Origin of the sequence: Streptomyces sediminimaris (assembly GCF_047049295.1) — a bacterium.
Taxonomy (GTDB): domain Bacteria; phylum Actinomycetota; class Actinomycetes; order Streptomycetales; family Streptomycetaceae; genus Streptomyces; species Streptomyces sediminimaris.
This window is the reverse complement of the sequence record NZ_JBJWOT010000001.1, coordinates 7,693,890-7,719,858: the sequence shown is the minus strand read 5'-3', so window position 1 is coordinate 7,719,858 and position 25,969 is coordinate 7,693,890. Positions and strand designations below refer to the sequence as shown.

Sequence of the window (25,969 nt, the reverse complement as noted above, 5' to 3'; positions counted from 1 at the left end):
GGGGATCTCGATGGCGCGCGACAGATTCGTCCCCGACTTCGACCCGGACTGCGGCGACAGGGCCCTCACCGAGGCCTGCCACGACATCGTCATCGGACGCTGGCAGGGGCTGCGGGACCTGCTGCGGGTGACCGGTCCCAACTGGCTCGCCCGCGGCCATCGCGTACGGCTGCTCGCCCAGGCATGCGCGGGCAGTTCGACCGTGGAGTCGTGGCTCGCGGCCGAGCCGCGCAGCGGCGACGCGCTGGTGCTGCGCGCGGCGACCGAGACGGCACGGGCCTTCAACCTGGCCATCGCCGCGGGCCGGGGCGTGCCGATCGACCAGCAGCGGATCGACGCGGCGGTGACGGCGTGCCTGGTGGCCACGGAGGCCTACCTGGACGACCCCACGCCGTGGATCTCGCTGATCTCGGTGGCCCGGCTGTACTCCGCGGGGGTACGCCGGCAGGAACTGGCGCGGTGGTGGGACGAGTTGCACCACCGCGACCCCTACAGCGTGGAAGGTCACCTGCAGGTGCTGCACTACTACTCGGCGCGCTGGCACGGCACACACGGCCTGATGTACGACTTCGCCCGCGACGCGGCCGGCGTGGCGCCCCCGGGCTGCGCCCTGCCGGTGCTGGTGCAGTACGCGCGGGTGGAGGAGTACCGCTACGCCCTCGACTCGGCGCACGGCAGCCGCTCCGCCGTGGCTCTCGGGCAGCACTGGAACCACGACGGCGCCGTCAGCGACATCCGCCGGACCTGGCAGCGCTGGATCATGGGCGGCACGCACAACGGCATCGCGCCCGGCGAGCTGCGCGACCTCAACTACCTGGCGCACGCCGCCTGCCAGGGCGGTGTCGGGGACGTCGCGGAGCCGCTGCTGCGCATGCTGGGCCGGCGGGCGACGCGAACTCCCTGGTCCTACACCGGGGACCCGGCGCAGCAGATCGTGAGGTGGCGCAAGCGGCTGAAGGTGCGCGGCTGAGGGACGGCGGGCCTACTCGGCCGACTGCTCGGCGGCCGGGGCCAGGTCCGCCGTCCACTTCTCCTCGATCCGGCCGAACTTCCACACCAGCAGGGCCACGGCCCAGGTGGCGAAGAACAGGCCGACGATGACGAAGCCGACGGTGTTGAGGTCGAGGCCGGCCACCCAGTCCCAGAAGAAGCCGTGCAGATCGAGCTTCTCGGCGAGCAGGCCGAGCAGTTCGGCGCTGCCGATGAGCAGGGCGACGGCGACGGAGAGGCCGGTGATCGTGAGGTTGTAGTAGACCTTGCGGACCGGCTTGGAGAAGGCCCAGCCGTAGGCGAAGTTCATGAACGAGCCGTCGATGGTGTCCAGCAGGGACATCCCGGCGGCGAACAGCACCGGCAGGCACAGGATCGCGTACCAGGGAAGGCCGGAGGCGGCGCCGGAGCCGGCGACGACGAGCAGCGCGATCTCCGTGGCGGTGTCGAAGCCGAGGCCGAAGAGCAGGCCGAGCGGGTACATCTGCCAGGGCCGGTCGACCGACTTCAGCACGCGGCCCAGGAGCCGGTTCATGAAGCCGCGCTTGTCCAGCTGCTCCTCCAGGGCGGCCTCGTCGAAGCGGCCGGAGCGCATCTGCCGGAACACCTTCCAGATCCCCGCCATGATCACGATGTTGATGGTCGCGATGAGGTAGAGGAAGCCGCCCGAGACGGTGGTGCCGATCAGGCCGGTGACGTCGTGGAGTTCGGAGCCGCCGTCGCGGACGGGCCCGGCCACGGCCCGCACGCCGAAGGAGAGCAGCAGCGCCAGCGCGAAGACGACGCTGGAGTGCCCGAGCGAGAACCAGAAGCCGACCGACAGGGGCCGCTGCCCCTCGCCCATGAGTTTGCGGGTGGTGTTGTCGATCGCCGCGATGTGGTCCGCGTCGAAGGCGTGCCGCATGCCGAGCGTGTACGCGGTGATCCCGATGCCGACGCCGAAGGACTTCTGGCCGACGCTGTAGTGCTCGGGTACGACGATCCCGACGAGCGTGAACCAGCCGATGACGTGCAGGGCGATCACGAAGGCGGCCATCCCCCCGATCCTGGTCCACTCCTCCCTCGTCATCGACGTGCGGACGCGGCGCCATGCGGAGCCCTTGGCGGGTGCCGGTCCGGCGAGGTGCGGAGCGGTGTCTCGAGTAGCCGTCATAAGTACCATCATTGCGTACCTGCAACCTGTGTGCAGCAACGGCCCCTCCAGTTTCTCGCGACGGACCGGAAAAGCGCCGCGAAAGCCCCGGTCAGGGGGGCAGCGGGCGGTCCGGCCGGCGAGCAGCGCTACGACTGCGACGCCTCGCATCGCCCGGCCGAGGTTCCGCCGGATCATGCCGGCCGGCCGCCGGGCCCTGGAGCGGCGCCGCGGGCGAACGCCCCCGCCGCGCGCGGGGGCGTTCGCGTCAGCGGACGTTGGGAGCGCGGTGCGGGGGCTGCACGGGAGCCGGCCTCGACGGCGGCCGCGGGACCGCGCGGACGGCCGGGTCGTCGCCGTGCAGCGTCAGCGGCTCCCCGTGGTGGCGGATCGTCAGCGGCGGCCCGGACAGCAGGGTGTACGTGGCCTTGTCCGGGCCGATCTCCAGGCGCAGCCTGCGCCCGAGGAACTGCACGGAGAACGCCAGCCGGCTGAACTTCTCCGGCAGGCGCGGCGCAAAGCACAGGGCGCCCCCGTCGCGGCGCAGCCCGCCGAAGCCCGCGACCAGGGCCGTCCAGGTGCCGGCCAGCGACGCGATGTGCAGTCCGTCGCGGGTGTTGTGCTCCAGGTCCGCCAGATCCATCAGCGCGGCCTCGGCCGTGTAGTCGTAGGCGAGCCGCATGTGGCCCGCCTGGGCGGCGATGACGGCCTGGACGCACGCCGAGAGCGAGGAGTCGCGGACGGTCAGGGGTTCGTAGTAGGCGAAGTTGCGGGCGACGTGCTCCTCGTCGAAGTAGGTGCCGCAGGTGTACATCGCCAGCACCAGGTCGGCCTGCTTGATCACCTGCTTGCGGTACAGGTCGAAGTACGGGTAGTGCAGCATCAGCGGGTAGCTGTCCGGGCCGGTGCCTGCGAAGTCCCAGCGCTGGTAGCGGGTGAATCCGGCGTGCTGCTCGTGCACGCCGAGCTCGTCGTTGTACGGGATGTGCATCGCCTCGGCGGCGTCCCGCCAGGCCGCGCTCTCCTCGTCGTCCACACCGAGCCGCTCCGCCTGGTCCGGAAGGCGCTCGCAGGCGTCGGCGGCGGCCACCAGGTTCGCGCGGGCCATGAGGTTGGTGTACGTGTTGTCGTCGGCGACCGCGCTGTACTCGTCCGGGCCGGTGACACCGTCGATGTGGAAGACGCCGGAGTGGTCGTGGTGGCCGAGCGAGCGCCACAGGCGGGCCGTCTCCACCAGCAGCTCCACCCCGGCCTCGCGCTCGAAGTCGGTGTCGCCGGTGGCCTCCGTGTAGCGCACGACGGCGTGGGCGACGGCGGCGTTGATGTGGAAGGCCGCGGTGCCGGCCGGCCAGTACGCCGAGCCCTCGGAGCCGTCGATGGTGCGCCAGGGGAACGCGGCGCCGCTCAGGCCGAGCTGGGCGGCGCGGTCCCGGGCCGCCGGCAGGGTGCTGTGCCGCCAGCGCAGCGCCTCGCAGACCGCCTCCGGCGCGGTGTACGTGAGCAGCGGCAGCACGAACGTCTCGGTGTCCCAGAAGGCGTGCCCGTCGTAGCCGGACCCGGTCAGGCCCTTCGCGGGGATCGCGCGCTGCTCGGCGCGGGCGCCTGCCTGCAGGACGTGGAAGAGGGCGAAGCGGACGGCCTGCTGGACCTCCTCGTCGCCGTCGACCTCGACGTCCGCGCGCGCCCAGAAGTCGTCGAGGTAGGCGCGCTGGTCCTCGAGGAGCCCGTCCCAGCCGCTGTGCCCGGCCGCCGCCAGGGCCGCCTCCACCTGGTCGCTCATCGCGGGCCGGGAGCGGGCGGCGGACCAGCCGTGGGCGACCAGCTTCTCCACGCGCAGGGTCTCGCCGGGTTCCAGCACCGAGGTGACCGTCAGCCGGGCCACGTCCACGTTGCTCTCGCTGCTGGTCGTGGTGGTCTCCGGCCCGGTGACGTTGTGGTCGGCGGCCACCGCCACGCGCAGGCCGCTGCGCCTGGTGTGGTGCACCAGCCGCAGCCGGTGGCCGACGGCGACGTCCTCCTCGGCCTCCAGCGGACAGGTCAGGGCCTGGGCCGCGCGCGGGTCGCCGTCGGATCCGGGCAGGCTCTCGTTGGCGACCAGTTCCGACTGGATCACCACCCGGGAGCGGCTGCCGACGGCCTCCACCTCGTAGGCGATGGCGGCGACGGCCCGCTGGGTGAGCGAGACCACGCGGGTGGAGCGCACGCGGACGGTGGTGCCGGCGGGCGAGGTCCACTCACAGGTCCGTTCCAGCACGCCCCGCCGCAGGTCGAGCACTCTCTCGTGGGAGACGAGGCGGCCGTAGCGCAGGTCGAAGGGCTCGTCGTCGACGAGCAGCCGGAGGATCTTGCCGTTGGTGACGTCGATGACGGTCTGGCCGGACTCGGGGTAGCCGTAGCCGGCCTCCGCGTAGGGCAGCGGGTGCAGCTCGTGGACGCCGGCCAGGTAGGAGCCGGGCAGGCCGTGCGGCTCGCCCTCGTCGAGGTTGCCGCGCCAGCCGACGTGGCCGTTGGAGAGCGCGAAGACCGACTCGCTCTGCGCGAGGACGTCGAGGTCGAGGCGCGTCTCGCGCACGGCCCAGGGTTCGACGGTGTACGACCCGTGAGTGATCACGCCCGGCCCCCCAGCTCGTCGAGGTCCTTGACGACGACGTCCGCGCCGTGCGCGTACAGCGCGTCGCTCTGGCCGACCCGGTCGACGCCGACGACGTAGCCGAAGCGGCCCGAGCGGCCCGCGTCCATGCCCGCCAGGGCGTCCTCGAAGACGGCGGCGCGGGACGGTTCGACGCCGAGGTCCCGGGCGGCCGCGAGGAAGGTGTCGGGGTGCGGCTTGCCGGGCAGTCCCCGCTCGGCGGCCACCACGCCGTCGATCCGTACGTCGAAGAGCCGCTCGGCCCCGATCGAGCGGAGCACGTCGCGGGTGTTGGCGCTGGAGGAGACGATCGCGGTGCGCAGCCCCCGGGCCCGCACGGCCTCGATGTAGCGCATCGTGCCCTGGTAGGCCTCGACGCCCTCGGTGTGGATCTTCTTCAGGAGCAGGGCGTTCTTGCGGTTGCCGACCCCGTTGACGGTCGGCGCGTCCGGCGGGTCGCCGGGCTCGCCCTCGGGCAGTTCGATGCCGCGGCTGGCGAGGAAGGTGCGGACGCCGTCGGCGCGCGGGCGGCCGTCGACGTACTCGTCGTAGTCGGCCGCGGCGTCGAAGGGCCGGAAGTCCGCGCCGTCGCGCTCGCGCAGGAAGGCGTCGAACGTCTCCTTCCAGGCGGCCGCGTGCACGACGGCCGTCCTGGTCACGACCCCGTCGAGGTCGAAGAGGCAGGCCTGGATGGATTCTGGGAGACCGAGCTGCGTCATAGCAGTCCGGTTCCCCGCCGAGGGGCCGTTCAACATCGTGGCGCCCCCACACGGGTCAGTCGTGCGGGAAGGAGTGGTGCTCGTGGGCGACCAGCCAGCGGTTTCGCTCCTTGCGCAGCCCGAGAGTCAGCCGCAGGCGGACGGCGGGGTGTTCGGCCAGTTCCTCCGGCGTCCCGCAGCGCAGCAGGGCGTGCGCGTAGGCGACGTCGGTGCCGGCGGTGACGTCGAGGGTCTCGATGTCGAAGCGGGCGCCCTGGGCCTGCCACCGGAAGAACGGCGGCCAGGCCGCGCGGTAGGCGGCCAGGCCGTACAGGCCCTGGTGCGGCGGCGGGACGTCGTACATCACGAGGTCCTCGGCGTGGTCGGCGAGGACCGCGTCCAGGTCGCCGCGGTGGACGGCCTCGGCCCACCTCTCGATCAGTGTGCGGATCTGTGCTGCGTCGTCGGGCACGGCGCCGCTCCTTCCCTCACCGGGGGACGTCTCCCCCGTACCGGGACGGCTCCCCGCCGCAGCGGCGTTCATGGCCCGACCGCCCGGGTGGCACACTCTGCCGTGTGCCGCTGACATTCGACGATCTCCTCGGCCGTGCCCGCGCCCTGTCCCCGGATGGGCGGCGCGCGCTCCTCGGCATCGCCGGCAGTCCGGGCGTGGGCAAGAGCACGCTCGCCGAGAACCTGGTGCGCGAGCTGAACGGAAGCGGCCGGCCGTGGGTCGCGCACGTCCCCATGGACGGCTTCCACCTCGCCGACGCGGAGCTGGAGCGGCTCGGCCGCCGGGACCGCAAGGGCGCGCCCGACACCTTCGACGCGGCCGGGTACGCGGCGCTGCTGCGGCGGCTGCGTGAGGAGGAGTACGGCGACGTGGTGTACGCGCCGGGCTTCGAGCGGGTGCTGGAGCAGCCGCTCGCCGGGGCGGTCGCCGTGCCGCCGGCGGCCCGCCTGGTGGTGACCGAGGGCAACTACCTCCTGCTCGACGCGGGCTTGTGGCCGCGGGTGCGCGGGCGGCTCGACGAGGTGTGGTTCTGCGAGCTGGACGAGCAGGAGCGGCTGCGCCGGCTGATCGCCCGGCACGAGCGGTTCGGCAAGGGGCACGAGGAGGCCGTCGCGTGGGTGATGCGCAGCGACCAGCGCAACGCCGAACTGGTCGCCTCGGCCCGGGAGCGGGCGGACCTGGTCGTGCCGATGGGCGACCTGGCCCTCACGTACTGACCGCCCGCCTCACGTACGGACGGCCGCCCTCTCGTACGCACGGCCGCCCTCTCGCCTGCGGACCGCCTCGGCCGGGGCGGATCGTGCACGGGGTGGTGCCGGTGGAGGAGGCGCACGGGAGGGGACGGCTCGGGGTGCACGGGAGGGGACGGCTCGGGGTGCACGGGAGGGGACGGCTCGGGGTGCACGGGCATCAGCCCTCCGGGCCCGAGCGGGCCGTGGCGTGGGTCGCCGGGGTCACGGGGCGGGCGCGGCCCGGCGGGCGCGCAGTGCGACGGTCAGCGTGTGCGGGCCGTACCCGCCGATGTAGAGGCGGTTCCCGGTCGTCGCGTCGGTGCCGCCCACCACGGTGTGGTCCTGGCCCGGGTCGTAGCGCAGTACGTCGCCCCGGTCCGGCCCGGCGAGGGGTTCGCCCGCCTCGACGCCGGCCTCGACCCGGATCTCGTCGTCACCGGCCCGGTAGGTCACCGGCCCGGTCGTCAGGCACCAGCGTCCTTCGCCCATCGGCACGGCGCCCCGCGGCACGCCGCCCGGCCGGAAGGTCAGTTCCAGGGCCCAGGGCACCCGTGGTCCGCCGATGTCGATCCGCAGGTCGGCGCCGTCCTCCCGCAGGTCCACCTCGACGCCCGTCGTGTGGGAGACCTCGTCCCGGGGCCGGTCCGGGAAGGCCATCGCGGCCGAGAACCGGCCCTCGTCCGCCATGCGGTAGGCGCCGTCGTCGCGCCGCCGGCTCGGTGGCAGCGGCTGGTAGTACCCGGTCGTGAGGGTTTCGGTGAGCCGGTAGCGGGTGTCGGCGAGCCGGTGCGTCTCGGCGGCGCGGAACGGGCCCATGTCGAAGAACGCCCGCGAGAGCCGGACCGCGTCGAGGACGGCGTCACCGGCGAACAGGCGCAGAAAGGTGGGGTTGCAGGCGAGGCCCGAGCGGATGCGCCGGTGCCCGGGCACGTCGGAGCCGCCGTAGACCACCGTGTGCGCGGTGGCGGAGGCGTGTGCGGCGAGGCGCGCGGTGGTGAGGTACCGGTGGCGCGGGAGGGTCCGCGGGGCCGGGGCCGGCAGGGCGCGGCACAGGTCGGGGGTGAGCAGGGTCTCGGCGAGCAGGCCGGGGTCGTCGATGCCGCCGGCGGCCGCCAGCCGCGCCGCGCGGCCGAAGTCGCCCCGGCCGGTGCGGATCGCGAGCAGCCGGTAGTGCGGCAGGTAGGGCGCCAGCGGGAACGGGTGATGCTGGTCCTGGCGCCGCGAGTGGACGGTCTCCACCGTGCCGTCCGGCCTGATGAGGTCCAGGGTGGTGGTGAGGTTGCGTTCGACGGCGTCGAGCAGGTCGGCGCGGCCGAGCACGTCGGACAGCAGCAGCAGCGACGGGTTGGACACGTGGGCCGCGTAGTTGGCGCTGCGTTCGGAGTACAGACCCTCCGCGTCGATGTCGACGCCCTCGGCGAGCCAGTCCGCCACGCGGTCGAGCAGCCGGCCGTCGGGGAACGACCGGTGCAGCCGGGCCAGCGCCGCGCACAGCTCCCAGCGGTGGTTGGGGGTGTGCACCCCGCCGGTCAGGAGACTGCCGGTGGCGGCGTGGGCGATCTCGGCGAGCGCGGCCGTGGCGTCGCTCAGTTCCGGCCCCGCGCCGGCGGCGAGGAGGTGCGCGTCGCACACGTCGTTGACGGTGAAGGCGGAATCCGGCGGTGACTGCAGGTTGTCCCCGCCGGCGAAGAGGCCGGTGGCGGTCTGGGCGGCGCGCAGGGCGCGGAGGTGGGTCATCGTGGCGGCGACGGCCCGGCTGCCGCCGTGCAGTGCCGAGTGCGGGGAACGGTACGCCGCGACCAGCGTCTTCACGCGGCGGGCCAGAGCGCGGTGGGTCGACCCGGCGGGTTCCTCCTCGGGGCGGGCCGCCAGCGGGACCGCCTGCCGGTCGGCGGCGCGGGCCACCGCGCGGACGAAGTCGTGGTCGAGCGGAGCGGGCACGGTCAGTCCTTCAGTCCGGCGTTGATGTCGGCGCTCATGACGTAGCGCTGGAAGACCAGGAAGATGGCGATCAGGGGGATCATGGAAATGACCGATGCGCCCAGCAGGACCGACCAGTTGATGTTCTGCGCGCCGACGATGCTCTGGATGCCGATCTGCACGGTGAACTTGCTGGGGTCGTTGAGCATGAGCAGCGGCCAGATGTAGTCGTTCCAGCGCCACTGGAAGGACAGGATGGCGAGGGTCAGCATGATGGGCCGGGACAGCGGCACCATGATCCGCAGGAAGATCGACAGTTCGCGGGCGCCGTCGATGCGCGCGGCCTCGACGAGTTCGTCGGGAACGGTCAGGAAGAACTGGCGGAACATGAAGCATCCGGTCGCTGTGAGCACGGCCGGGAGGATGATGCCCGCGAAGGAGTTGTAGAGGCCGAGGTTGCGGACGACCAGGAACTCCGGGGCGAGCATGACCTCGGACGGCAGCATGGTGGTGGCCAGGATGCAGAGGAAGAACACCTTGAGCCACTTGTTGTCGTACTTGGCCAGCGCGTACCCGGTGCAGCAGCTGACCCCCACGGTGAGGATCGTCGTGATCACGCACACGATGGTCGTGTTGATGAAGTACTGGGAGAAGTTGGCGCTGCGCCACGCCGTCAGGTAACCCGACAGGGTGGGGTGGTGCGGAACCAGGGTCAGCGGATACGAGAACAGGTCCGAGGCCGGTTTGAGGGAGCTGAGGATGAACCACAGCACCGGCAGCCCGTAGAGGCAGGCGAGGACCCACAGCAGTGTCGTCGCGGACACCGCCCGCCGGAGCCCGCCGCCGGCCGCCCCGCGAGGCCGCCTGCTGGGGACGGCACGTCCGGGATGGGCGTCGACCTTGCGAGGCATGTCTGTGGTTGTCATCGGTTCTCCACCCGCCGGTTGACGATCAGCTGGATGATCGCTATGGCCATCAGAATGAGCATGAGCACGAACGACGCGGCGCTCGCGTAGCCGATCTGACCCCGTTTGAAGCCGGTCTCGTAGATGTACTGGACGAGCAGGTTGTTCGACGTTCCGGGTCCGCCGTTGTTGAGGGCGACGAACACCGGGTACTCCTTCATCGCGTTGATCGTGTTGAGCAGGATGACGATGAACGAGGTGGGCGCGATGCTCGGCAGGGTGATGCTGACGAACTGCCGCCAGGGGCCCGCTCCGTCCAGGGAGGCTGCCTCGTAGTACGAGGTGGGCACGTTCTTGATCGCCGCGATGAACAGCAGCATCGAGAAACCCGTCCAGGCCCAGGACGCCGCCATCACCACCACCAGCAGGGACAGATCCGCGTTCGACTGCCACGGGACGGCGCTTCCGCCGAGCTTCTCGATGACGTAGTTGACCAGTCCGAAGTTCTCACCGAACAGCCACCGCCACAGGACGCCCACGACGATGGGCGACAGCAGCCACGGGATGAAGAAGATGACGCGGGCGACCGACGTGCCCTTGGCGTGCTTGCTCACCACCAGGTTGGCGGCGGCCAGCGAGAGCGCAAAGTTGAGCGGTACGAAGAGCACGGCGTACAGCAGCGTCCGCGTCAGCGCGTCGTAGAAGGTGGAGTCCCCGACCAGGCTGTGGTAATTGTCCAGCCCGACGAACTGGAACGCCCCCACCCCCGTGTAGTTCGTGAAGGAGTAGACGAGCCCGATCACCGCCGGCCAGACGAAGAACAGCGCGAAGAGCACGACATTGGCCGCGATGAGGACGAGCGGCGCGATGGTGTACCTGCTGCGTCTCCTGGGCGGGCTCGCGGACACGGCCGAGGCGCGTTTTGTCATCTTCCTGACTCCGTGCTGGTGGAATGGGTTCCGGTGGGCTCACTCCGTGAGCCCGGCACCACGTCGGCGTTCGGGGCCGGGCGGCCGCGTCTCGCGACCCCGCCGCCCGGCCCGGCGGCCTACGATCCGCCGCCGACCTGCTGGTTGTAGCCGGCCACGATGTTCTCCAGGGCCTTGTCGGCCGACTGCTGGCCGTTGATCGCCTTGCCGAGCTCCGTCTTGGTCGGGTCCTCGGTGAGGCTCTTGCCCTTCAGCACCCAGTTCGTCTGCGCGCTGTTGAAGTAGCCCGAGATCGGGGCGTAGAGCGGGATCTCCTCGTTGTAGAGCTTGAACGCCGCCTGGGCCGCCGCGGACTTGAAGGGGTACTTCGGGCTCAGGCCGCTCTCGACGGGCAGGAACCCGGACGCGGCGCACAGTTCGGTGTAGTGGGCCGGCTGGTACAGCCAGGACATGAACTTCTTCGCCGCGGAGGCCGCGGCGCCGTTGTTGTTGAAGCCGACCATCATGCCGCCGCTGTTGACGTCACTCGCCTGCACCGGCTCGGCGGGAGTGGGGACACTCGCCCAGTCGAACTTCTTGATGCCCTCCGAGAAGGCGGCGACCTGCCACACGCCGGACCAGTAGGCGACCACGTCACCGCTCTGGAACATGGCCGACGGGTCGGCGCCGCTGGTCCACACCGACTTCGGCATGGTCTTGTCGTCGTTCCACCCGACGAAGGTGTTCACGGCCTTCTTGGTCGCGGCGTCCACCGAGAACTTGCCGGAGGAGTCGGCGTGCACGTACTTGCCGCCGAGTTCGTACACCATGGCGCGAAGGCGCGAGGGCGACTGGTCGAACGTCAGGGAGTACTTGGCGCCGGTCTTCTCGCGGACCTTGTCCGCCGCCTTGATGAACTCGGTCCAGGTCCAGGTCTTCTGCGGCGAGGTCGGGAAGGAGACGCCGGCCTTCTCGAACAGCGACTTGTTGATGAACAGGCCGGACGCGGTGACGTCCGAGGGGATGGAGAGCACCTTCCCCGACGAGTCCTTGGCCAGGAAGTTGGCGTTGATGTTGTTGGTCTTGTCGCCGGCGATGGAGCTGAGGTCGATCAGCTTGTTCGACCAGATCGGGTCCAGCGCCGGCACGGCCGCCACGTCGGGCAGGGAGTTCGCCTGCGCGGCGTTGTGCAGCTTCGTCGTGTACCCGTCGTAGGGGATGTTGACGAGCTTGATCTTGACGCCGGCTTCCTTCTTGTACTGCGCCACCAGCTTCTTCCAGCCCGCGTCCTGCCCCGGAACCGTGGAGATCCAGAACGTCAGCGACTTGGAGGTACCGCCCGAGCCGGACCCCGATCCGCCGCAGGCGGAGAGCAGAAGGGCACCGGCCGCGGTCGCGGCGGCGAGGGGAACCACGCGGCGTATGCCGCCGCGGCCGAGTCGGCGAGAGCGCCGCACACCCACACTGATCATCTTCGATCCCTTTTCGTCATAGGGGACGGAGCACGGCGCCGACCGAGGCGGCACGGGTGCATTTTGCAGGAAATTTCGCTTTCCGGGGCGCGGCCTCGCCCGGCCGCATCGCTCCTCGACGGGTGGGGTCCCCGGCCATGAGGGCCGTTGCCGCACGAGCTCACCCTCGCGCGGCCGCCGTACGTCGGGTACGGCCGGGACGCCAGCCCAAGCCGGTGTCCCGACCGGCTTAGAAAGCGCTTGTCCGGACATTGGCAGACCGAGTCGGAGGCCGTCAATCCTTCGCCCGCGCCGCCTCGGTCACGGTTTGGACTCCACGGGCCACCGCGAGCCGGGTGGCACCCACGACGGTGCCGAGGTCACCGACGGTGCTGCTGACCACTTCGGTGGGCCAGCTCAGCCGGTCGAGCTCGGCCCGCACTCCGGGCAGGATCCGCGGATCGGCGGCGGTGCTGCCGCCCAGCACGATCAGCCCGGGGTCCAGTACGGCGGTCACGGCGGCGGCCAGGCGGCCCACGTCCGCGGCATGCCGCTCGAGCACGGCACGAGCGGCGGCCCGGCCCTCGCCGGCGAGGGTGAAGAGCTCCTCGGCGGTGCGGGGGCACGGCCCGTCCCCGTCGCTCCAGCCCCGCGCGGCCCGCCGCAGCAGCGAGCGCGCGCCGATGTACTCCTCCAGTGCCTCGTGGCGCGGTTCGCGGCCCTCGTCCCAGGGATAGGGCAGCCGGGCCAGCTCACCCGCGGCGCCGTTGGCCCCGCGCAGCACCTGACCGCCGACGACGATGCCGAGACCGATGCCGACTCCGATGCGCAGGTAGCCGAAGGTGCGCCGGCCGCGTGCGGCGCCTTCGTGCAGTTCGGCGAGTGCCGCGCAGTTGACGTTGTTCTCGAGGTGGACCGGGACGCCCGGCGGCAGCGCCACGGCCATGGCGTCGAAGACGGGACCGGCCTTGGCCGTCGCGGGCCGCACCCCGAAGCCCTCCCCGCCCCGCGCGGTGACGTCACCGACGGCGACGACGACGGTGCGCAGCGGTGCGCCTTCCGGCAGCGCGGCGAGCGCCTCGCGCACCACGTCGGGGGCCTCCGGCCGGGTCCCGGTGGCCTCGGCGAGCAGGGAGCCGTCCAGGGCGCAGCCGCGCACCCGGGTGACGGCCGGACCGAGGTCGACCGCGAGCACCGCGCCGGCGGCCGGCCCGAGGCCGTAGACCGCGGCGGACCGGCCCGTGGCGCCGGAGGCGGTGCCGGAGTGGGCGGCGAGCCGGGCGTTCTCCAGCTCCGCGACGGCGGAGGACACGGTCGGCTTGGACAGGCCCGCCAGGCTCGCGAGCTGCGGCCGGGTCGCGCTGCCCGCCTCGGCGAGCACGGCGAAGACCGCGCTCGCGCTCTCGGTCAGGCGGGGGGCTTGCGCCACGTCGTGTATCACAGTTCTCCCACAGGTCAGGGCCGCTCAGTGATCGAGTGGGCGACACCTCTTGACGCACTGTACTTCGTTAGTTAACTTCCTAACGAAGTTCACGGTACTCGCCTGCCGTGTCCGCCAGAGGCCCGTCCCGGGGCTTCCCTAGCTCCCCGACCCCCTTCCTATCGAGCACGGTTCGCCCGCCGTCGCAGTGCACCGCGCGTGCAGTGCAGCGCAACGACGAAAGAGGTTCCGTGCAGGACTCCACGCCTCTCGTGGTCGGCATCGACGTGGGCGGCACCAAGACACATCTGCGCGCCTACGCCGGTTCCGTACGCGTCGCCGACCATCTGCGCGCCAGCAGCGGCTGGCGGCCGCACGACCCCGTGGCCGCGGCCGACCGGCTGGCCGCGGTGGTCGCCGAGGCGCTGCCCGCGGGCGCGCGCCCGTCCGCGGTCGCCGTGGGCGGCCACGCCTGCGAGACACCGCGCCAGTGCGAACGGATACGGACCGCTCTCCGGCTCCACCTCGACGTGCCCGCGGCGGTCGTCGGCGACGCCGAACTCCTGGTGCCCGCCGCCGGTCTGGACAGGGGCGTCGGGCTGGTCGCCGGCACCGGCTCCGTCGCGGTGGGTCGGGCGGCCGGCGGCGATCCCGTCCAGGTCGGCGGCTGGGGCGCGGTGCTCGGCGACGAGGGCGGCGCCGCCGGTCTGGTACGCGACGCGGCGCGGGCCGCGTGGGCGGCACACGACCGGGGGGAGCAGCCCGACGCCCTCGCCCGAGGTCTGCTCGCGTCCTTCGGCGTTCCCGAAGTACCCGCGCTCGGCGCCGCGTTGGAGAGCGCCGCGGACGTCTCCGCGGACTGGGGCCGGCACGCGCCGGCCGTGTTCGCGGCCGCCGAGGCGGGGTCACCGGCGGCAGTCGCGGTGATCGCCGAGGGCGGCCGTTCGCTGGCGGCGCTCGTGGCACGGCTCGCCGCGCGCGGCGTCGCCGTGGACGACGTGGTGGTCGCGGGCAGCACGATCCTCGCCCAGCCCCCGCTGTACGAAGCCTTCGTGACCGCGCTCGCCGCGTCGGTCCCGGGGGCCCGCCCGCGGCCGCTGCGCGTGCCGCCGGTGGAGGGGGCCGTGGCACTGGCCCGTTCGATCCTGTGAACCGGCCGCCCCGCGTTCACGCACGCGCCACATCCCGGTCCCCGGCCGCTCCCCGCCGGGTCGGGGCCCGGCCGTAGACCTTCGCTCGAAGCTCCACCGGACGCACCGGGTCCGCTCGTCCCACGCGTCCCGCCAGGCACCTCCGCTCGCGAACCAGGCACCGTCTTCCTTCCGGCCGCAGGGCCGCACACCACAAGAGAGGCACACGCATGCCGTCATCAACCGGGCACGGCTCCTCCTCCTCGCCGGACGGCCGACTCGCCGTCGGCAGACGGGGATTCCTCAAGACCTCCCTGGGCGCCTCGGCGGGTGTGCTGGCCGCCCCCGCCCTCGTGACCTGGCCGGCCGCGGCGGGCGCCGCGGCCGCCACGGCGCCCGCCGCGTTCGTCGACGACTACAAGAGCAACATCTCGGCGAACCGCACACCCGAGACCAACGCCGTCGTCCGCGTCCTCGGCGGCTTCGCCCGGGTGTGGAAGACCGGGGGCGCCTGGAACACCGGCATGCCGCTGCGGCCCGAGGTGCTGCGCGCCAACATGCGCTACTGCGCCCGGATCACGGGCGCCCGCACCGAGGCGCAGGCGAAGGAGGCGTTCCTGTACGACCGCCAGCACCAGAGCTACGCGATGATCGCGGGCCTGGGCCCGCTGGCCGGTCCGTACAAGGCGGGCGCCATGGCGGTCACGTCGATCACCGCCGCCCCCGAGGGCACGCCGCCGGGCCGGATCGACGACGCCGTGCCCGCCGGTGCCCCGGCCGGGTCCGCGCTCGGCGCCGGGTCGCACGACTCCGCGCTCGGCAAGGTGGCCGAGCTGGTGGACACGGTGCGCGGCCCGTACGCCTCCGGCAACCCGTCCAAGTACGCCTACCAGTACCCGCGTCCGTGGCGCATGAACGAGGACAGCGAGGTCGTCGACACGGGCCGGACGGACGCGTTCGGCTTCCCCGTCTACGACTCGCAGGTGCTCGTCGCGCCGCAGCTGCTGCGCCAGCGCAGCTCGAGCCCGGCGGACGACGGCGGCTTCCCCAGCGGCCACACCAACGCCTTCCACCTGGCGTGCCTGGCCTACGCGTACGCCGTGCCCGAGCGGTTCCAGGAGCTGGTGACGCGCGCCTTCGAACTCAGCCACAGCCGGATCGTGGCGGGCATGCACTCCACGGTCGACGTCATCGGCGGCCGTGTCATGGCGACCGCCCTCGCCGCCGCCACCCTGGCCGACCCGGCCAACGCCGGCCTCAAGGCCGCGGCCCGCGCCCAGGCGCTGGCGTACCTCACGGCCGAGACGGGCACCACCGCCGACACCCTCTTCGCCTACGCCCACTCCGACGCGAGCGACGCCTACGCCGACCGGGACGCCAACGCCCGCGCCGTCGGGCCCCGCCTGACGTACGTGCTGACCCGCCAGGGCCGCAAGGTGCCGCTGACCGTGCCGAAGGGCGCCGAGGTGCTGCTGGAGACGCGGCTGCCGTACCTGGACGCGGCCGAGCGCCGCGAGGTGCTGCGCACCACCGCGCTGCCCTCCGGATACGTGCTGCTGGACGGCTTCGAGCAGTGGGGGCGGCTCGACCTGTTCGCCGCGGCGGACGGTTACGGCTCCTTCGACCGCGACGTGACCGTGACGCTGGACGCGGCGGCGGGCGGCTTCCACGCCGCCGACAGCTGGCGCAACGACATCGGCGGCGACGGCGGGCTGACCAAGCGGGGCTCCGGCACGCTCACCCTGAGCGGGCACAACACGTACGGCGGCGGCACCGTCGTGGCGGACGGCACGCTGGTCGCCGCCTCCTCCCACGCGCTGGGCCACGGCGACGTGCGGGTCGCCGGCGGCACCCTGCGGGCCGAGCGGCCGGTGCGGGTGCACGGCGTGTACTGCCAGGAGTCCGCCGCGCTGGAGCTGACCCTGCGCTCCGGCCGCGAGCCCGCCCTGGAGGTGACGCGCCGGGCGCTGCTGGGCACGGGCAGCGTGCTGGCGCTGCGGCTCGACGACCGCAGGCCGCCCGCCGCGGGCAGCACGGTGCGTGTCCTGTCGGCCCCGCGGCTGCGCGGCTCCTTCGAGCGCGTCGAGCTGAACTCCGACCGGCTGCGGGCCGTACCCGTCTACACGGCGGAAGGTCTGTCGGTACGACTCCTGAGGCGGTGACGCCCGGGGGGCGGGCGCCGGTGCGAGAGTAGGGCCCATGGGACGGGCCCGCAGCACCCCCCGCCCCCTCGCGGCGGGTGTCACCGCGGGGCGGATGATGGCGCACGAACAGCACTCGGTCCTGGAACCGGGCACCCGCGGCGACGAGGAACACCCGCCGGGGCGGGCGGCGGCCGCCGGGCCGTCGCGCCGGCCGGGCAGGCGGTGGCCGGTCGTGCTGCTGGTGGTGGTGCTGCTCGGCCAGATGGCGGCGGCCATGGTCACCACCGCCGTGCAGCAGACGCCGACGATCGACGAGCCGATCTACGTGGCCACGGCCGCCGACTACCTGCACGAGCACCGGGTGCGCTTCAACCCCGAGCATCCGCCGCTCGGCAAGCTGGTCATCGCCGCCGGGGTGGCGATCGACGGTCCGCGGGTGGACACGTCGTACCGGGGCGATCAGAGCCGGTTCGGACGGCATCTGCTCTACGAGTCCGGGAACGACCCGTGGCGGCTGATGTTCTGGGCCCGGCTGCCGATGATCGTACTGACCCTGTCGTTCGGGCTCGTCGTGTTCGCCTTCGCCCGTGAACTGGCGGGCGCCGCGGCCGGGTCGGCGGCCCTCGCGCTGTACGCCCTCTCCCCCGACGTCATCGCGCAGGGCTCGCTGGCCACGCTGGACGTGCCGGCGGCCGGGTTCGCGCTGACGTCCGTCTGGCTGCTGTGGCGGGCGCGGCGCCGGCCACGGCTGTACGTGCCGCTGGCCGGGCTCGCGCTCGGAGCGGCGCTGGCGACGAAGATGAACATGCTGCCCGCGGTGCCGGTCGTGATGGCACTGGCCGCCTGGTCGGTGTGGCACGCGCGCCCCGGAGGCCGGCGCGGGGCTCTGGCGCGGGCCGCCGGGGCGGCGCTGGTCACCGCTGCCGTGGCCGTGGCCGTCGTGTGGGTGTCGTACCTGGCCGTCGATCCGCGCCTGCGCCGCACGCCCGGACCGCCCGTGCCCGCCGTGCACGGCCTGCGCGGCCTGCTGGTCGCCCTGACGCCGCTGCCGCCCTCCTACCGGGACGGCATGCGCATCCAGTTCGGCCTGGAGAACCAGCCCTGGCAGGGTTTCCTCTTCGGGCACCTGTACACCGGCTCGCGCTGGTACTACCTGCCGGCCGCCCTGCTGGTGAAGACGCCGCTCGGCATGCTCGCCCTGTGGGTCGCCGGTGCCGCGGTGATGGTGGCGCTGCGGCGGCTGCGGCCCGCGGCGCCCTATGTGCTCCTGCCCGCCGCGGTGCTGCTGGCCGCGGCCATGACCGGGGCGCGGGACTTCGGCACCCGGTACGCGATCTTCGTGCCGATGTTCCTGGCGGTGGCGGCGGGTTGCGTCCTCGCGGCGCGGTGGCGGTGGGCGGCGCCGGTGGCCGGGGCGCTGGTGCTGTTCGTGGCGGTGAGCTCGCTGCGGACGTTCCCCTACTACCTGCCGTACTCCAACGAGGCGTTCGGCGGTCCGGCCCGGACGCACCTGCGGCTGCACGACTCCAACGTGGACTGGGGCCAGGACCTCGGCCGGCTCGCGGACCGGCTGCGCGAGCGCTACCGCGGCGAGCGGATCTGGCTGGTCTACAAGGGCAGCGGCGTGCCGTCGTACTACGGCATCCACGCCCGGGACCCGCGCGACGTGGCGCCGCGTCAGGTGCGCGGGCTGCTGGTCGTGTCGGACTCGGCGGCGGCCAAGGCGCGGGGCCGGCTGGCCGTGTTGCTGGCCGGCAGTCGTGCGATCGACGAGGTGGGGCACTCGATCACGCTCTACCGGCGCTGAGACGCGGCCGCCGGGAGGCGGCGCGGGTGCCGTCGAACCGTTCGGATGCGGCCGTACAAGCCCTGGTCACGACGGTGCGTGGGCTATGTTGAAGCACTGTGGGAGACAAAGGAGGCGCACCGGTGCCATCGCCGCAGCAGGCACGCGCACAGGCATCCGCCATCACCTCGGGCAAGACCGCACCCGAAGTCGAGGCCGCCCCGGCCTCCCAGCTCAGGACGCTGTTCGACCGGCCCCGGCTCTCCCCCGGCCAGCGGCGCATCGCCCAGTACCTGATCGAGCACATCACCGAGGCGGCCTTCCTCTCGATCACGGACCTCGCCGAACGCGTCGGCGTGAGCCAGCCCTCGGTGACGCGGTTCGCCGCGGCGGTCGGTTTCAGCGGCTACCCGGCGCTGCGCGAGAAGCTCCAGTCGATCGCCCTGGGCACCCTGGCCGGCGGGCCCGGCACGACGGAGGAGAACGTCAGCAACGAGCTCCAGGCGGCGGTCGACGCGGAGATCGAGAACCTGGAGAACCTGCGGCGCGACTTCGCCGACCCGGACCAGATCATCGACCTCGGCCGCAAACTGTCGGACTCCACCCCGCTGACCGTTCTCGGGCTGCGCATCTCGGCCTCGCTCGCGGAGTACTTCGCGTACGCGGCGCGGCGTATCCACCCGGACGTGCGGCTGGTGACGCGCGGCGGCAGCGTCGCCTACGACGCGCTGTTGCAGTCGCGGGAGGCGGGCGGTACGTGGGTGCTGGCGTTCTCGATGCCCCGGCACGCCCAGGAGACCCTCGCGGCGGTGCGGGTCGCGCGCAGCGCCGGCCTGCGGATCGCCCTGGTCACCGATCTGGCGCTCGGCCCGGTGGCCGCCGAGGCGGAGGTCGTCTTCGCCACCGGCACCGGTTCCCGTCTGGTCTTCGACACCTACGCGGCGCCCGGCGTGGTCTCCTCCGCGCTGCTGCAGGCCATGACCGACGCCGACCCAGAGCGCACCCAGGCGCGCCTGGAGGAGTACGAGCAGATCTCCGAGCAGCACCAGTTCTTCCTGCGCGACTGAGCTTCCGCGCTCGGGGGCAACACGGCTCACTCCGCCTTTCACCCATGACAAACGGATCTTTCCCTACATTTCGCGCATGAATGTTTTCATGCGTCTTGCAAAGCGGACGGCATATATAAATACTGCTCAGGCGTCACCCCGGACACCCCCGGAGCCGCCGTCTCCTACCCGCGTCGGCGCTCGTGGTGTCCGGGCGGGCCTCGTCCGTGCGAGTGCCCTTGGCGGTCCCGGTCATCCCCTAGGCCGGGGCCGCCCGCCCCTCGTCGGACCACCCTCCCGACGCCGAAGACCGGAAGCGACGATCATGCAACTGACGACCACGCGCATCAGCCCGGACTGGCCGTGCCAGGTCAAGCAGCCCGGTTCCTACGACTGGGAGCGCTCGGCGGCCAAGTGGCTGCGCGAACTGGTGCCCGCGCGCTACGGCAGCTACCCGGCCCTCATCCGCCATCCCGTCCTGCTCGCCCGCCACGCGCAGATCCAGGTCCAGCAGGAGATCCGGGTCGCCCGGACCGCCCTGCAGACCGCGCGCGCCGACCTGCCCGCGCTCGGCCTGCCCGAGTCGGTCATCGAGCACACGATCAAGCTGTACGCGGCCGAGGTCATGCAGCTCCAGCACATCGCGCGCAGCGTCCGCGCGGTCAGCCGCGCCCTGGTCGACTCCGGGCGCTGACGGCGCCCGCGGGCCCGGTGCCCGCGGGCCCGTGCGTGAACCGGTGCCACCCGTCGCACACCTCGTGACCCCGGGCACCACCCGGCCGCGCGGCAGCAAAACGGTCACCGGCATTCTCACCCGGCGGGTACGCCCCGGCCGGGAGCAGGACCTCGAGGAGCGGACCCGCGGGATCACCCGCCGCGCCAGAGGGTTCCCCGGCGACGAGGGCGTCGCGTGGCTGCGCCCCGGGGACGGTCACCGCCACCACGTGGTTCCGCTTCCCGGACGCGCACCGGCCGGCACAGTGGCCGGAGTCCGACGAGCGGGCCTCGTGGCACGAGCGGATCGAGGGGGTCGCCACGGAGGCCGGCAGCGAGCGGCAGTCCACCACCGGCATGGGGACCTGGTTCAGCCTGCCCGGCACCACGATGCGGTCGCCGCCGCGCTGGAAGACGGTGCTCACCACCTTCCTCGGGGCCTGTCCCTTCACCCTGCTCATCCGGTGGCTGCCGGCGCCCCGCACCGCGCCTGGCCGCTGCCGCTGCGCTCGGCCGTCCTCCCCGTGCTGCTGCTGTCGCCGCTGACGTACCCGGTCATGCCGCGGCTCAGCCGGCTGCTGCGGCGGTGGCCGTACCGGCCGCCGGACGGCCGACCCGTGCGCCGGGCCGGGGCGCCGGTGCCCCGGCCTCGCCCTTTCCGGTGGAACCGGAGCCGGCAGGACCGCGATCGAAGCGCGTGCGATGTGCGATGCTCGACCCGTGACGAGCGAGCCCGCACCGGGCGCCGAATCCCGTGCCGCGCCGGACACCGTCGCGCTGGCCAAAGTGGTCGCCAGGCAGCGCGCCGAGATGGACCGGCTGCGCGATCTGGCGGCGAGGACGGCCGTCGTGGAGCAGGCCAAGGGCGTCGTGATGGCGCAGGCCGGCTGCTCCCCCGACGCCGCGCACGAGGAGCTCGCCCGGCGGGCCGAAGCGGGCAGCCGCTCGCTGCTGGAGGAGTGCTGGATCACCCTCAGCAGCCTGGTCCCGGCCACGGTCGGCGCCGCCGGGGAGCAGGCGCCCTCCGCCGGCTCCACGTCCGCCGCCGCGAGCGCGCCGCGCGCGGCCGGCCCGGGGGACGGTCCGGCGGATCTCGGCCCGCTCGGCGGGGAACTGGTCCGCGTGGCCACGCCGCAGGATCTCGCCCAGTGCCTGCTCGCGCATCTCGCGTCCGAGGTGGACGCCGACGCGGTCATGATCTACGCTCGGCTGCCCGCCGGCGAGCTCGAACTGATCGGGCACGCCGGCGTCGACGGCGTCCTGGCCGCGCAGTGGCGCCAGGTGCCGCCGCTGAGCGGGGTCGCCCCGCTCGAGGCGCTGCGGACCGGTGAGCCGCACTGGCTGGAGGACGCCGAGGCCGACCGCGAGAGGTACCTGCTGATGGACCCGCCCGGGCTGTGGCGGTCCCGGGCCTGGCTGCCCGTGCCCACCGGCGACGGGCCCGACGTGTGCGTCGGGGTCCTGCGCTCCCGCGTCGGGCCGTTCTCCGCGAGCGCCCGGCGGCATCTCGAGGCGGTGGCCCGGCTCTGCGCCGGCCGGCTGCTCGCGATCGGCCCGCGCCCCCACGACACCGCCGACAGCTCCGCGGGGGCCGTGCAGGCCGTGTTCGACGCGCTGCCGGACGCCGCGATGCTGCTGGCTCCGGTGCGGGCCGCGGCGGGCGGCGTCGAGGACTTCCGCATCGACGCGGCGACCGCCCAGGCGGTCGACGTGGCCGGCCGCGCCGGGCGCGAACTGATCGGCCGGCGGTTCCGCGAGAGCTGCCCGGCGCTCGCCGGCGAGCCCATGTGGCAGGGTCTGAAGGGCGCGCTGGCCACCGGAACGCCGTACGAGAGCGAGCCGTTCGGCCGCCAGGAGACGGTGGACGGCACCACCGAGCTGTCCACCTACACCGTGCGGGCCGCGCGGCTGGGCGAGGGCCTGGTCGTCACCTGGGTCCGGCAGGGCTCCTCCGACCGGCAGGAGCAGCGTCTGGCGGACCTGCAGCGGCTCGGTGGTCTGGGCTGGGCGAGCTGGAACCTGATCACGCACGAGGTCACCTGGTCGTCCAAGGTGTTCGCGCTCCTCGACCGCGACCCGGCGCGCGGTCCCGTCGACCTCACCGGGCTGCCCGCTCTCGCCCTGCCCGAGGACATGGCCGCGCTGACCCACGCCATCGGGGAGCTCCTGGCGCGGGGCCGGACGGTCGACGTCCCGTTCCGCGTCAGGACGGCCGAGGGGCTGCGCCATCTGCGGGCGGTGGCCGAGGCCGTGCCGGACTCCGCCGGGACGACCGTCGAGGTGCACGGCGTCATCCAGGACCTCACCGCCCAGCGCAGCGCCGAACTCGCCCTGGTCGAGAGCGAGCGGGCCATCCTCACCCAGCACGACGTACTGCGCGCCGAGCGGACGCTGGCCGGCCGGCTCCAGCACGCGCTGCTCCCCCTGCCGACCAGGCCGGTGCTCCTGGCCGGGCTGCGGGTCGAAGTCGCCTATCTGCCCGCGCAGTCGGACGTCCACGTCGGCGGTGACTGGTTCAGCGTCATCGAACTGCCGGACGGGGACGCCCTGTTCGTGGTCGGAGACGTCGCCGGGCACGGCATCGACGCGGTCGCCACGATGGCCCAGCTGCGGTTCACCGCCAAGGGCATGGTGATCACCGGCTCCTCACTGACGGGTGCGCTGACCCGGCTCAACACGCTGCTGCTGCACTCGCGCGACTCGCACGGCACCGCGACCCTGATCCTGGCCCGGTACAACCCGGCCGAGCGGCGCCTGGTCTGGGCCCAGGCCGGTCATCCGCCGCCCCTGCTGGTGCGCGACGGCCGGGTGCGCTATCTGGACCGCCCGCGCGGCATGCTGCTCGGGGCGAGCCCGGCGCCCGAGTACGAGGAGGCGGTGTGCCGGCTGGCTCCGGGCGACCGCGTCCTGCTCTACACCGACGGCCTGGTCGAGCGGCCCGCGGAGGGCCTGGACCGGGGGCTGACGCGCCTCGCCGACGCCGTGCTGAGCCACGCCGACGAGCCCGGGTCCCCGTCCCTCGGACCGCTGCTCGCCTCGATGCTGGAGCGCGAACGCCGGGACGACGTCTGTGTGGTGGACGTCAGGGTCCCCGTCGGCCCCGGGCGGACGGCGCCTCAGCCGGTGCCGTAGGACGTGCGTGACTCCAGTGCGCGCCGGGTGTCGTCGCCGTAGACACCCCGCTCGTCGCCGCTGATGCCGTACCAGAGCTGGAAGCGGGCCACGGCGGCCTCGAGGGTGGCGTCGTAGGTGCCGCTCGCGGAGCCCCCGGGGTAGATGTCCGGTACGCGCAGCAGGCGTTGCTGCAGGTCCGCCACCGCGGGACCGCTGTCGCCCTCGCGCAGGGTGCCGGCGCCGTCGGGGTCCGGTGCGGTGGCGGCGGTGGCCGAGGCGGTCGCGGTCGGTGCGGCGGACGCCGTGGCGCCCGGGGGGCGTGCGGCGGCGTGGCCGTCGCGGCCGGGCAGCAGAAGGGCGCAGGCGAAGCCGACGAGCGCGGCCGCGGAGACGGCGACCGCGATCGCGGCACGGCGCAGTCCCGGTCCGGAGCCCCATCGGGGGCGCTCGGGCCCTCCCGGCCCGGCGCCGCGCGCGGCGGTGCCGTCTCCGGCGCGCACGCGCGGCAGTTCCTGCGTCTCGCCCTCGTCCCAGGAGCGCGGGTCCGGCACGGCGACGCGCTCGAGGTCCTCGCGACCCTGCTCCATCTCCTTGAACAGCTCCGCGAGGCCGTCGGTGCGGCGCGGGCGCAGAACGCGGATGGGCTCCAGGGGCGGGCGGTCGTGCGGCGCGTCCGACCCGGGCGGTGTGGGCACAGTGCTCTCCTTCCGTCCCCGGCATCGGGGCCTCCGCCGTTCCCCGACGAGTGATACGCGGCCACCGCCCCGCGGGTTCAGCGGCGGCACCGGTCGCCCGTCCCGGGGGCGGCGAAAGCACTGAGTTCCCCGACACCCCTGCACCGCGTGCCATACGCGCCGTGCCGGTGCTACGTTCCGTCCATGAACACGGAGGCGGCGGCCGGGAAGCCACCGATGCGGGACGCGCTGGTCGCGGCGGCGTTCCAGCTCTTCCTGGAGCGGGGCTACGAGCAGACGACGGTCGACGACATCGTGGCGCTCGCCGGCGTCGGACGGCGGTCGTTCTTCCGCTACTTCCCCTCCAAGGAGGACGTCGTCTTCCCCGACCACGAGCGGTGCCTCGCCGACATGACGGCCTTCCTCGCCGAGAGCGGCGAGGACGACGAGCCCGTGCGGCGGGTCTGCGACGCGGCCCGGCTCGTGCTGCGGATGTACGCCGAGAACCCGGCCTTCTCCGTGCAGCGTTACCGCCTCACCAAGAAGGTCCCGGGACTCAGGACGTACGAGCTGTCCGTGGTGTGGCGCTACGAGCGCGCCCTCGCGGAGTACCTGCGCGTCCGGTTCGCCGGCCGGCGCGACGGCATCCTGCGGGCGGACGTGATCGCGGCCGCCGTGGTGGCGGCGCACAACAACGCGCTGCGGTCCTGGCTGCGTTCGGACGGCGAGGGCGACTCCGAGGCCGCCGTCGACCACGCGCTCGGCTACGTCCAGTCCGCCTTCGGCACGGCTCCGGCCCGCCGTGTGAGCGGCGGGCCGGAGGACGTGGTGGTGGTCGTCGCCCGGCGCGACGCGCCCCTGTGGCGGGTCGTGCAGGAGATCGAGCCGGAGCTCGGGCGAAATTGAGGGTACGGAGTGCCTTTACGAGTGGCACTGAGTGCCATACATTGGTCGCGTGCACGGTGGCACGGTGAACCGGGCACGTCCGTGCACGGTTGAGCCGCGCACATGGGATTCCGGCCGAGGCGCAGGGAGTTGACCAGCGTGTACCACTACACAGGAAACGTGGCCAGTCAGGCAGCGGGCTCCGCGGCGGGTCTGCTCGATCCGGCGGCGCGCGACGCGGACACGCTCCTCTTCCAGCGCTGCACCTGGTGCGGCACCGCCATGTACCACCGGCTGCTGTGCCCGGTCTGCCAGGGCGGTGACCTGCGCACGGAGCGCAGCGCGGGCACGGGCACGATCCGCCACGCGACGATCGTGCACCGCAACACGCCCGCCGCCCGCAACGTGTCGCTCGTCGAGATGGCCGAGGGCTTCGTCGTGCGCGGCCGGGTCATGGGACCGCTGATCGGTATCCGCAGCGGTGACCGGGTACGGCTGTCGACCGCCAAGGACCCGGTCCGCGGCGAGCCCGTCTTCCAGCTGGTCGACGAGCCGTACCGCGCCTGGACCTGACCGGCTCGCCCTCCCGCCGCCCCGGGAGACGGCTGCCGCACGGCGACCGGCCGGCCCGGCCGGAGACACCGCACGGAGACACCGCCCGGCCGCCGTCCCACGCCGGGCGCGAGGGCGAGGTGGCGTTCGGCCACCACCGGCTGCTCGCACCGGCACGGCCGCATGTGTCTCAGGGCGCGAGCGTGACGCGGATGCCGACGGTGCCCTTCAGCCCCCGGCGCAGCCGGCTGCCGAACAGGGTGAGACGGCCCACGATCCCGTACTTGCGGACGATGAGCCGGCGGTAGCGGGCGAGGGTCTCCTCGTCGCCGATCTCGGCGACGGCGGGAACCTGGTTGCCGGTGGGGTGGCCACGCAGGTCGCAGGGACCGACGAGGATGTCCCCGCGGGCCCGGATCCGTTTCACCTTCCACGAGTCGGCGGCCGTCCACACACCGAGGGCGTCACCGTCGCGCACCACCCACACCGGCGTGGCGACCGGGGTGCCGTTCTTGCGGTAGCTGGTGATCAGCACGTACTTCTCGGCGCCGAGCCGCTCCAGCGACATGTGGTCCATGGCGGAAGTCTAGTGCCGCGGCCTGTTGCGGCATTGGGCACCGGCCGGC

Annotated in this window: 21 protein-coding genes and 1 pseudogene; 11 read left to right on the top strand and 11 right to left on the bottom strand. The window is 73.3% G+C overall.

Annotated elements, in window-relative coordinates:
• Positions 1-10: 10 nt before the first annotated feature.
• Complete coding sequence (locus ACJ9NR_RS35360) at positions 11-970, top strand: hypothetical protein (protein ID WP_412490589.1); 960 nt, start codon at positions 11-13, stop codon at positions 968-970.
• Between the two features lie 12 nt (positions 971-982).
• On the opposite strand, the gene nicT is transcribed toward ACJ9NR_RS35360, so the two are convergent.
• The 4 genes from nicT to ACJ9NR_RS35340 form a co-directional block, all read right to left on the bottom strand.
• The gene (nicT, locus tag ACJ9NR_RS35355; protein ID WP_412490590.1) at positions 983-2,143 is read right to left on the bottom strand and encodes a Nickel transporter NicT; all 1,161 of its coding nucleotides are present in this window, start codon (positions 2,141-2,143) and stop codon (positions 983-985) included.
• Positions 2,144-2,390: 247 nt separating this feature from the next.
• Positions 2,391-4,733 (bottom strand): glycoside hydrolase family 65 protein, encoded by a 2,343-nt coding sequence (locus ACJ9NR_RS35350; protein WP_412490591.1) that lies wholly within the window; start codon positions 4,731-4,733, stop codon positions 2,391-2,393.
• The gene (locus ACJ9NR_RS35345) at positions 4,730-5,470 is read right to left on the bottom strand and encodes an HAD family hydrolase (protein ID WP_412490592.1); all 741 of its coding nucleotides are present in this window, start codon (positions 5,468-5,470) and stop codon (positions 4,730-4,732) included. Before ACJ9NR_RS35345 ends, ACJ9NR_RS35350 begins: the two co-directional genes overlap by 4 nt.
• Before the next feature lie 55 nt (positions 5,471-5,525).
• The gene (locus tag ACJ9NR_RS35340) at positions 5,526-5,921 is read right to left on the bottom strand and encodes a YybH family protein (RefSeq protein WP_412490593.1); all 396 of its coding nucleotides are present in this window, start codon (positions 5,919-5,921) and stop codon (positions 5,526-5,528) included.
• 104 nt (positions 5,922-6,025) lie between these two features.
• Between ACJ9NR_RS35340 and ACJ9NR_RS35335 the strand changes: the two genes are divergently transcribed.
• A complete protein-coding gene (locus ACJ9NR_RS35335) occupies positions 6,026-6,679 on the top strand; it encodes a nucleoside/nucleotide kinase family protein (protein ID WP_412490594.1) in 654 nt (217 codons plus the stop codon).
• Positions 6,680-6,916: 237 nt separating this feature from the next.
• On the opposite strand, the gene ACJ9NR_RS35330 is transcribed toward ACJ9NR_RS35335, so the two are convergent.
• The 5 genes from ACJ9NR_RS35330 to ACJ9NR_RS35310 form a co-directional block, all read right to left on the bottom strand.
• On the bottom strand, positions 6,917-8,635 hold the full coding sequence (locus tag ACJ9NR_RS35330; protein WP_412490595.1) for a hypothetical protein: 1,719 nt from the start codon (positions 8,633-8,635) through the stop codon (positions 6,917-6,919).
• Between the two features lie 2 nt (positions 8,636-8,637).
• Positions 8,638-9,540: a carbohydrate ABC transporter permease gene (locus ACJ9NR_RS35325; protein ID WP_412490596.1), complete on the bottom strand. Its 903-nt coding sequence runs from the start codon at positions 9,538-9,540 to the stop codon at positions 8,638-8,640.
• Entirely contained in the window at positions 9,537-10,448 is a 912-nt protein-coding gene (locus tag ACJ9NR_RS35320; protein WP_412490597.1) for a carbohydrate ABC transporter permease, read from the bottom strand. The genes ACJ9NR_RS35325 and ACJ9NR_RS35320 overlap by 4 nt, the downstream gene beginning before the upstream one ends.
• 119 nt (positions 10,449-10,567) lie before the next feature.
• Complete coding sequence (locus ACJ9NR_RS35315; RefSeq protein ID WP_412490598.1) at positions 10,568-11,899, bottom strand: extracellular solute-binding protein; 1,332 nt, start codon at positions 11,897-11,899, stop codon at positions 10,568-10,570.
• Between the two features lie 274 nt (positions 11,900-12,173).
• Positions 12,174-13,307 (bottom strand): ROK family transcriptional regulator, encoded by a 1,134-nt coding sequence (locus tag ACJ9NR_RS35310; protein WP_412490599.1) that lies wholly within the window; start codon positions 13,305-13,307, stop codon positions 12,174-12,176.
• Positions 13,308-13,549: 242 nt separating this feature from the next.
• On the opposite strand from ACJ9NR_RS35310, the gene ACJ9NR_RS35305 reads away from it, so the two are divergent.
• The 7 genes and pseudogenes from ACJ9NR_RS35305 (at position 13,550) to ACJ9NR_RS35280 (ending at position 23,250) form a co-directional block, all read left to right on the top strand.
• The gene (locus ACJ9NR_RS35305; protein ID WP_412490600.1) at positions 13,550-14,449 is read left to right on the top strand and encodes a BadF/BadG/BcrA/BcrD ATPase family protein; all 900 of its coding nucleotides are present in this window, start codon (positions 13,550-13,552) and stop codon (positions 14,447-14,449) included.
• A 209-nt stretch (positions 14,450-14,658) separates the two neighbouring features.
• Positions 14,659-16,590: a phosphatase PAP2 family protein gene (locus tag ACJ9NR_RS35300; protein WP_412490601.1), complete on the top strand. Its 1,932-nt coding sequence runs from the start codon at positions 14,659-14,661 to the stop codon at positions 16,588-16,590.
• Positions 16,591-16,684: 94 nt separating this feature from the next.
• Positions 16,685-18,379: a phospholipid carrier-dependent glycosyltransferase gene (locus tag ACJ9NR_RS35295; protein WP_412491817.1), complete on the top strand. Its 1,695-nt coding sequence runs from the start codon at positions 16,685-16,687 to the stop codon at positions 18,377-18,379.
• Positions 18,380-18,501: 122 nt separating this feature from the next.
• Complete coding sequence (locus ACJ9NR_RS35290; RefSeq protein ID WP_412490602.1) at positions 18,502-19,425, top strand: MurR/RpiR family transcriptional regulator; 924 nt, start codon at positions 18,502-18,504, stop codon at positions 19,423-19,425.
• A 304-nt stretch (positions 19,426-19,729) separates the two neighbouring features.
• On the top strand, positions 19,730-20,098 hold the full coding sequence (locus ACJ9NR_RS35285; RefSeq protein ID WP_412490603.1) for a hypothetical protein: 369 nt from the start codon (positions 19,730-19,732) through the stop codon (positions 20,096-20,098).
• A gap of 31 nt (positions 20,099-20,129) precedes the next feature.
• Positions 20,130-20,696 (top strand): annotated as a pseudogene (locus ACJ9NR_RS41750) (hypothetical protein); the annotation flags it as partial.
• Between the two features lie 232 nt (positions 20,697-20,928).
• On the top strand, positions 20,929-23,250 hold the full coding sequence (locus ACJ9NR_RS35280) for a SpoIIE family protein phosphatase (RefSeq protein ID WP_412491818.1): 2,322 nt from the start codon (positions 20,929-20,931) through the stop codon (positions 23,248-23,250).
• Here the strand turns inward: ACJ9NR_RS35280 and ACJ9NR_RS35275 are convergent.
• Positions 23,235-23,927, bottom strand: a complete 693-nt coding sequence (locus ACJ9NR_RS35275; RefSeq protein WP_412490605.1) for a peptidoglycan-binding protein — start codon at positions 23,925-23,927, stop codon at positions 23,235-23,237. The two genes, ACJ9NR_RS35280 and ACJ9NR_RS35275, sit on opposite strands and share 16 nt — an antisense overlap.
• Before the next feature lie 216 nt (positions 23,928-24,143).
• On the opposite strand from ACJ9NR_RS35275, the gene ACJ9NR_RS35270 reads away from it, so the two are divergent.
• Together ACJ9NR_RS35270 and ACJ9NR_RS35265 are read left to right on the top strand one after the other, a co-directional pair.
• Positions 24,144-24,812 (top strand): TetR family transcriptional regulator, encoded by a 669-nt coding sequence (locus tag ACJ9NR_RS35270; RefSeq protein ID WP_412491819.1) that lies wholly within the window; start codon positions 24,144-24,146, stop codon positions 24,810-24,812.
• 138 nt (positions 24,813-24,950) lie between these two features.
• Positions 24,951-25,364 carry a Zn-ribbon domain-containing OB-fold protein gene (locus ACJ9NR_RS35265; RefSeq protein ID WP_412490606.1) on the top strand — a complete coding sequence of 138 codons (414 nt, stop codon included), beginning with the start codon at positions 24,951-24,953 and terminating at the stop codon, positions 25,362-25,364.
• A gap of 169 nt (positions 25,365-25,533) precedes the next feature.
• Here ACJ9NR_RS35265 and ACJ9NR_RS35260 read toward each other — a convergent pair whose 3' ends face one another.
• Positions 25,534-25,920, bottom strand: coding sequence for a PPOX class F420-dependent oxidoreductase (locus tag ACJ9NR_RS35260; RefSeq protein WP_412490607.1), 387 nt, complete (start codon positions 25,918-25,920; stop codon positions 25,534-25,536).
• Between the last annotated feature and the right edge of the window lie 49 nt (positions 25,921-25,969).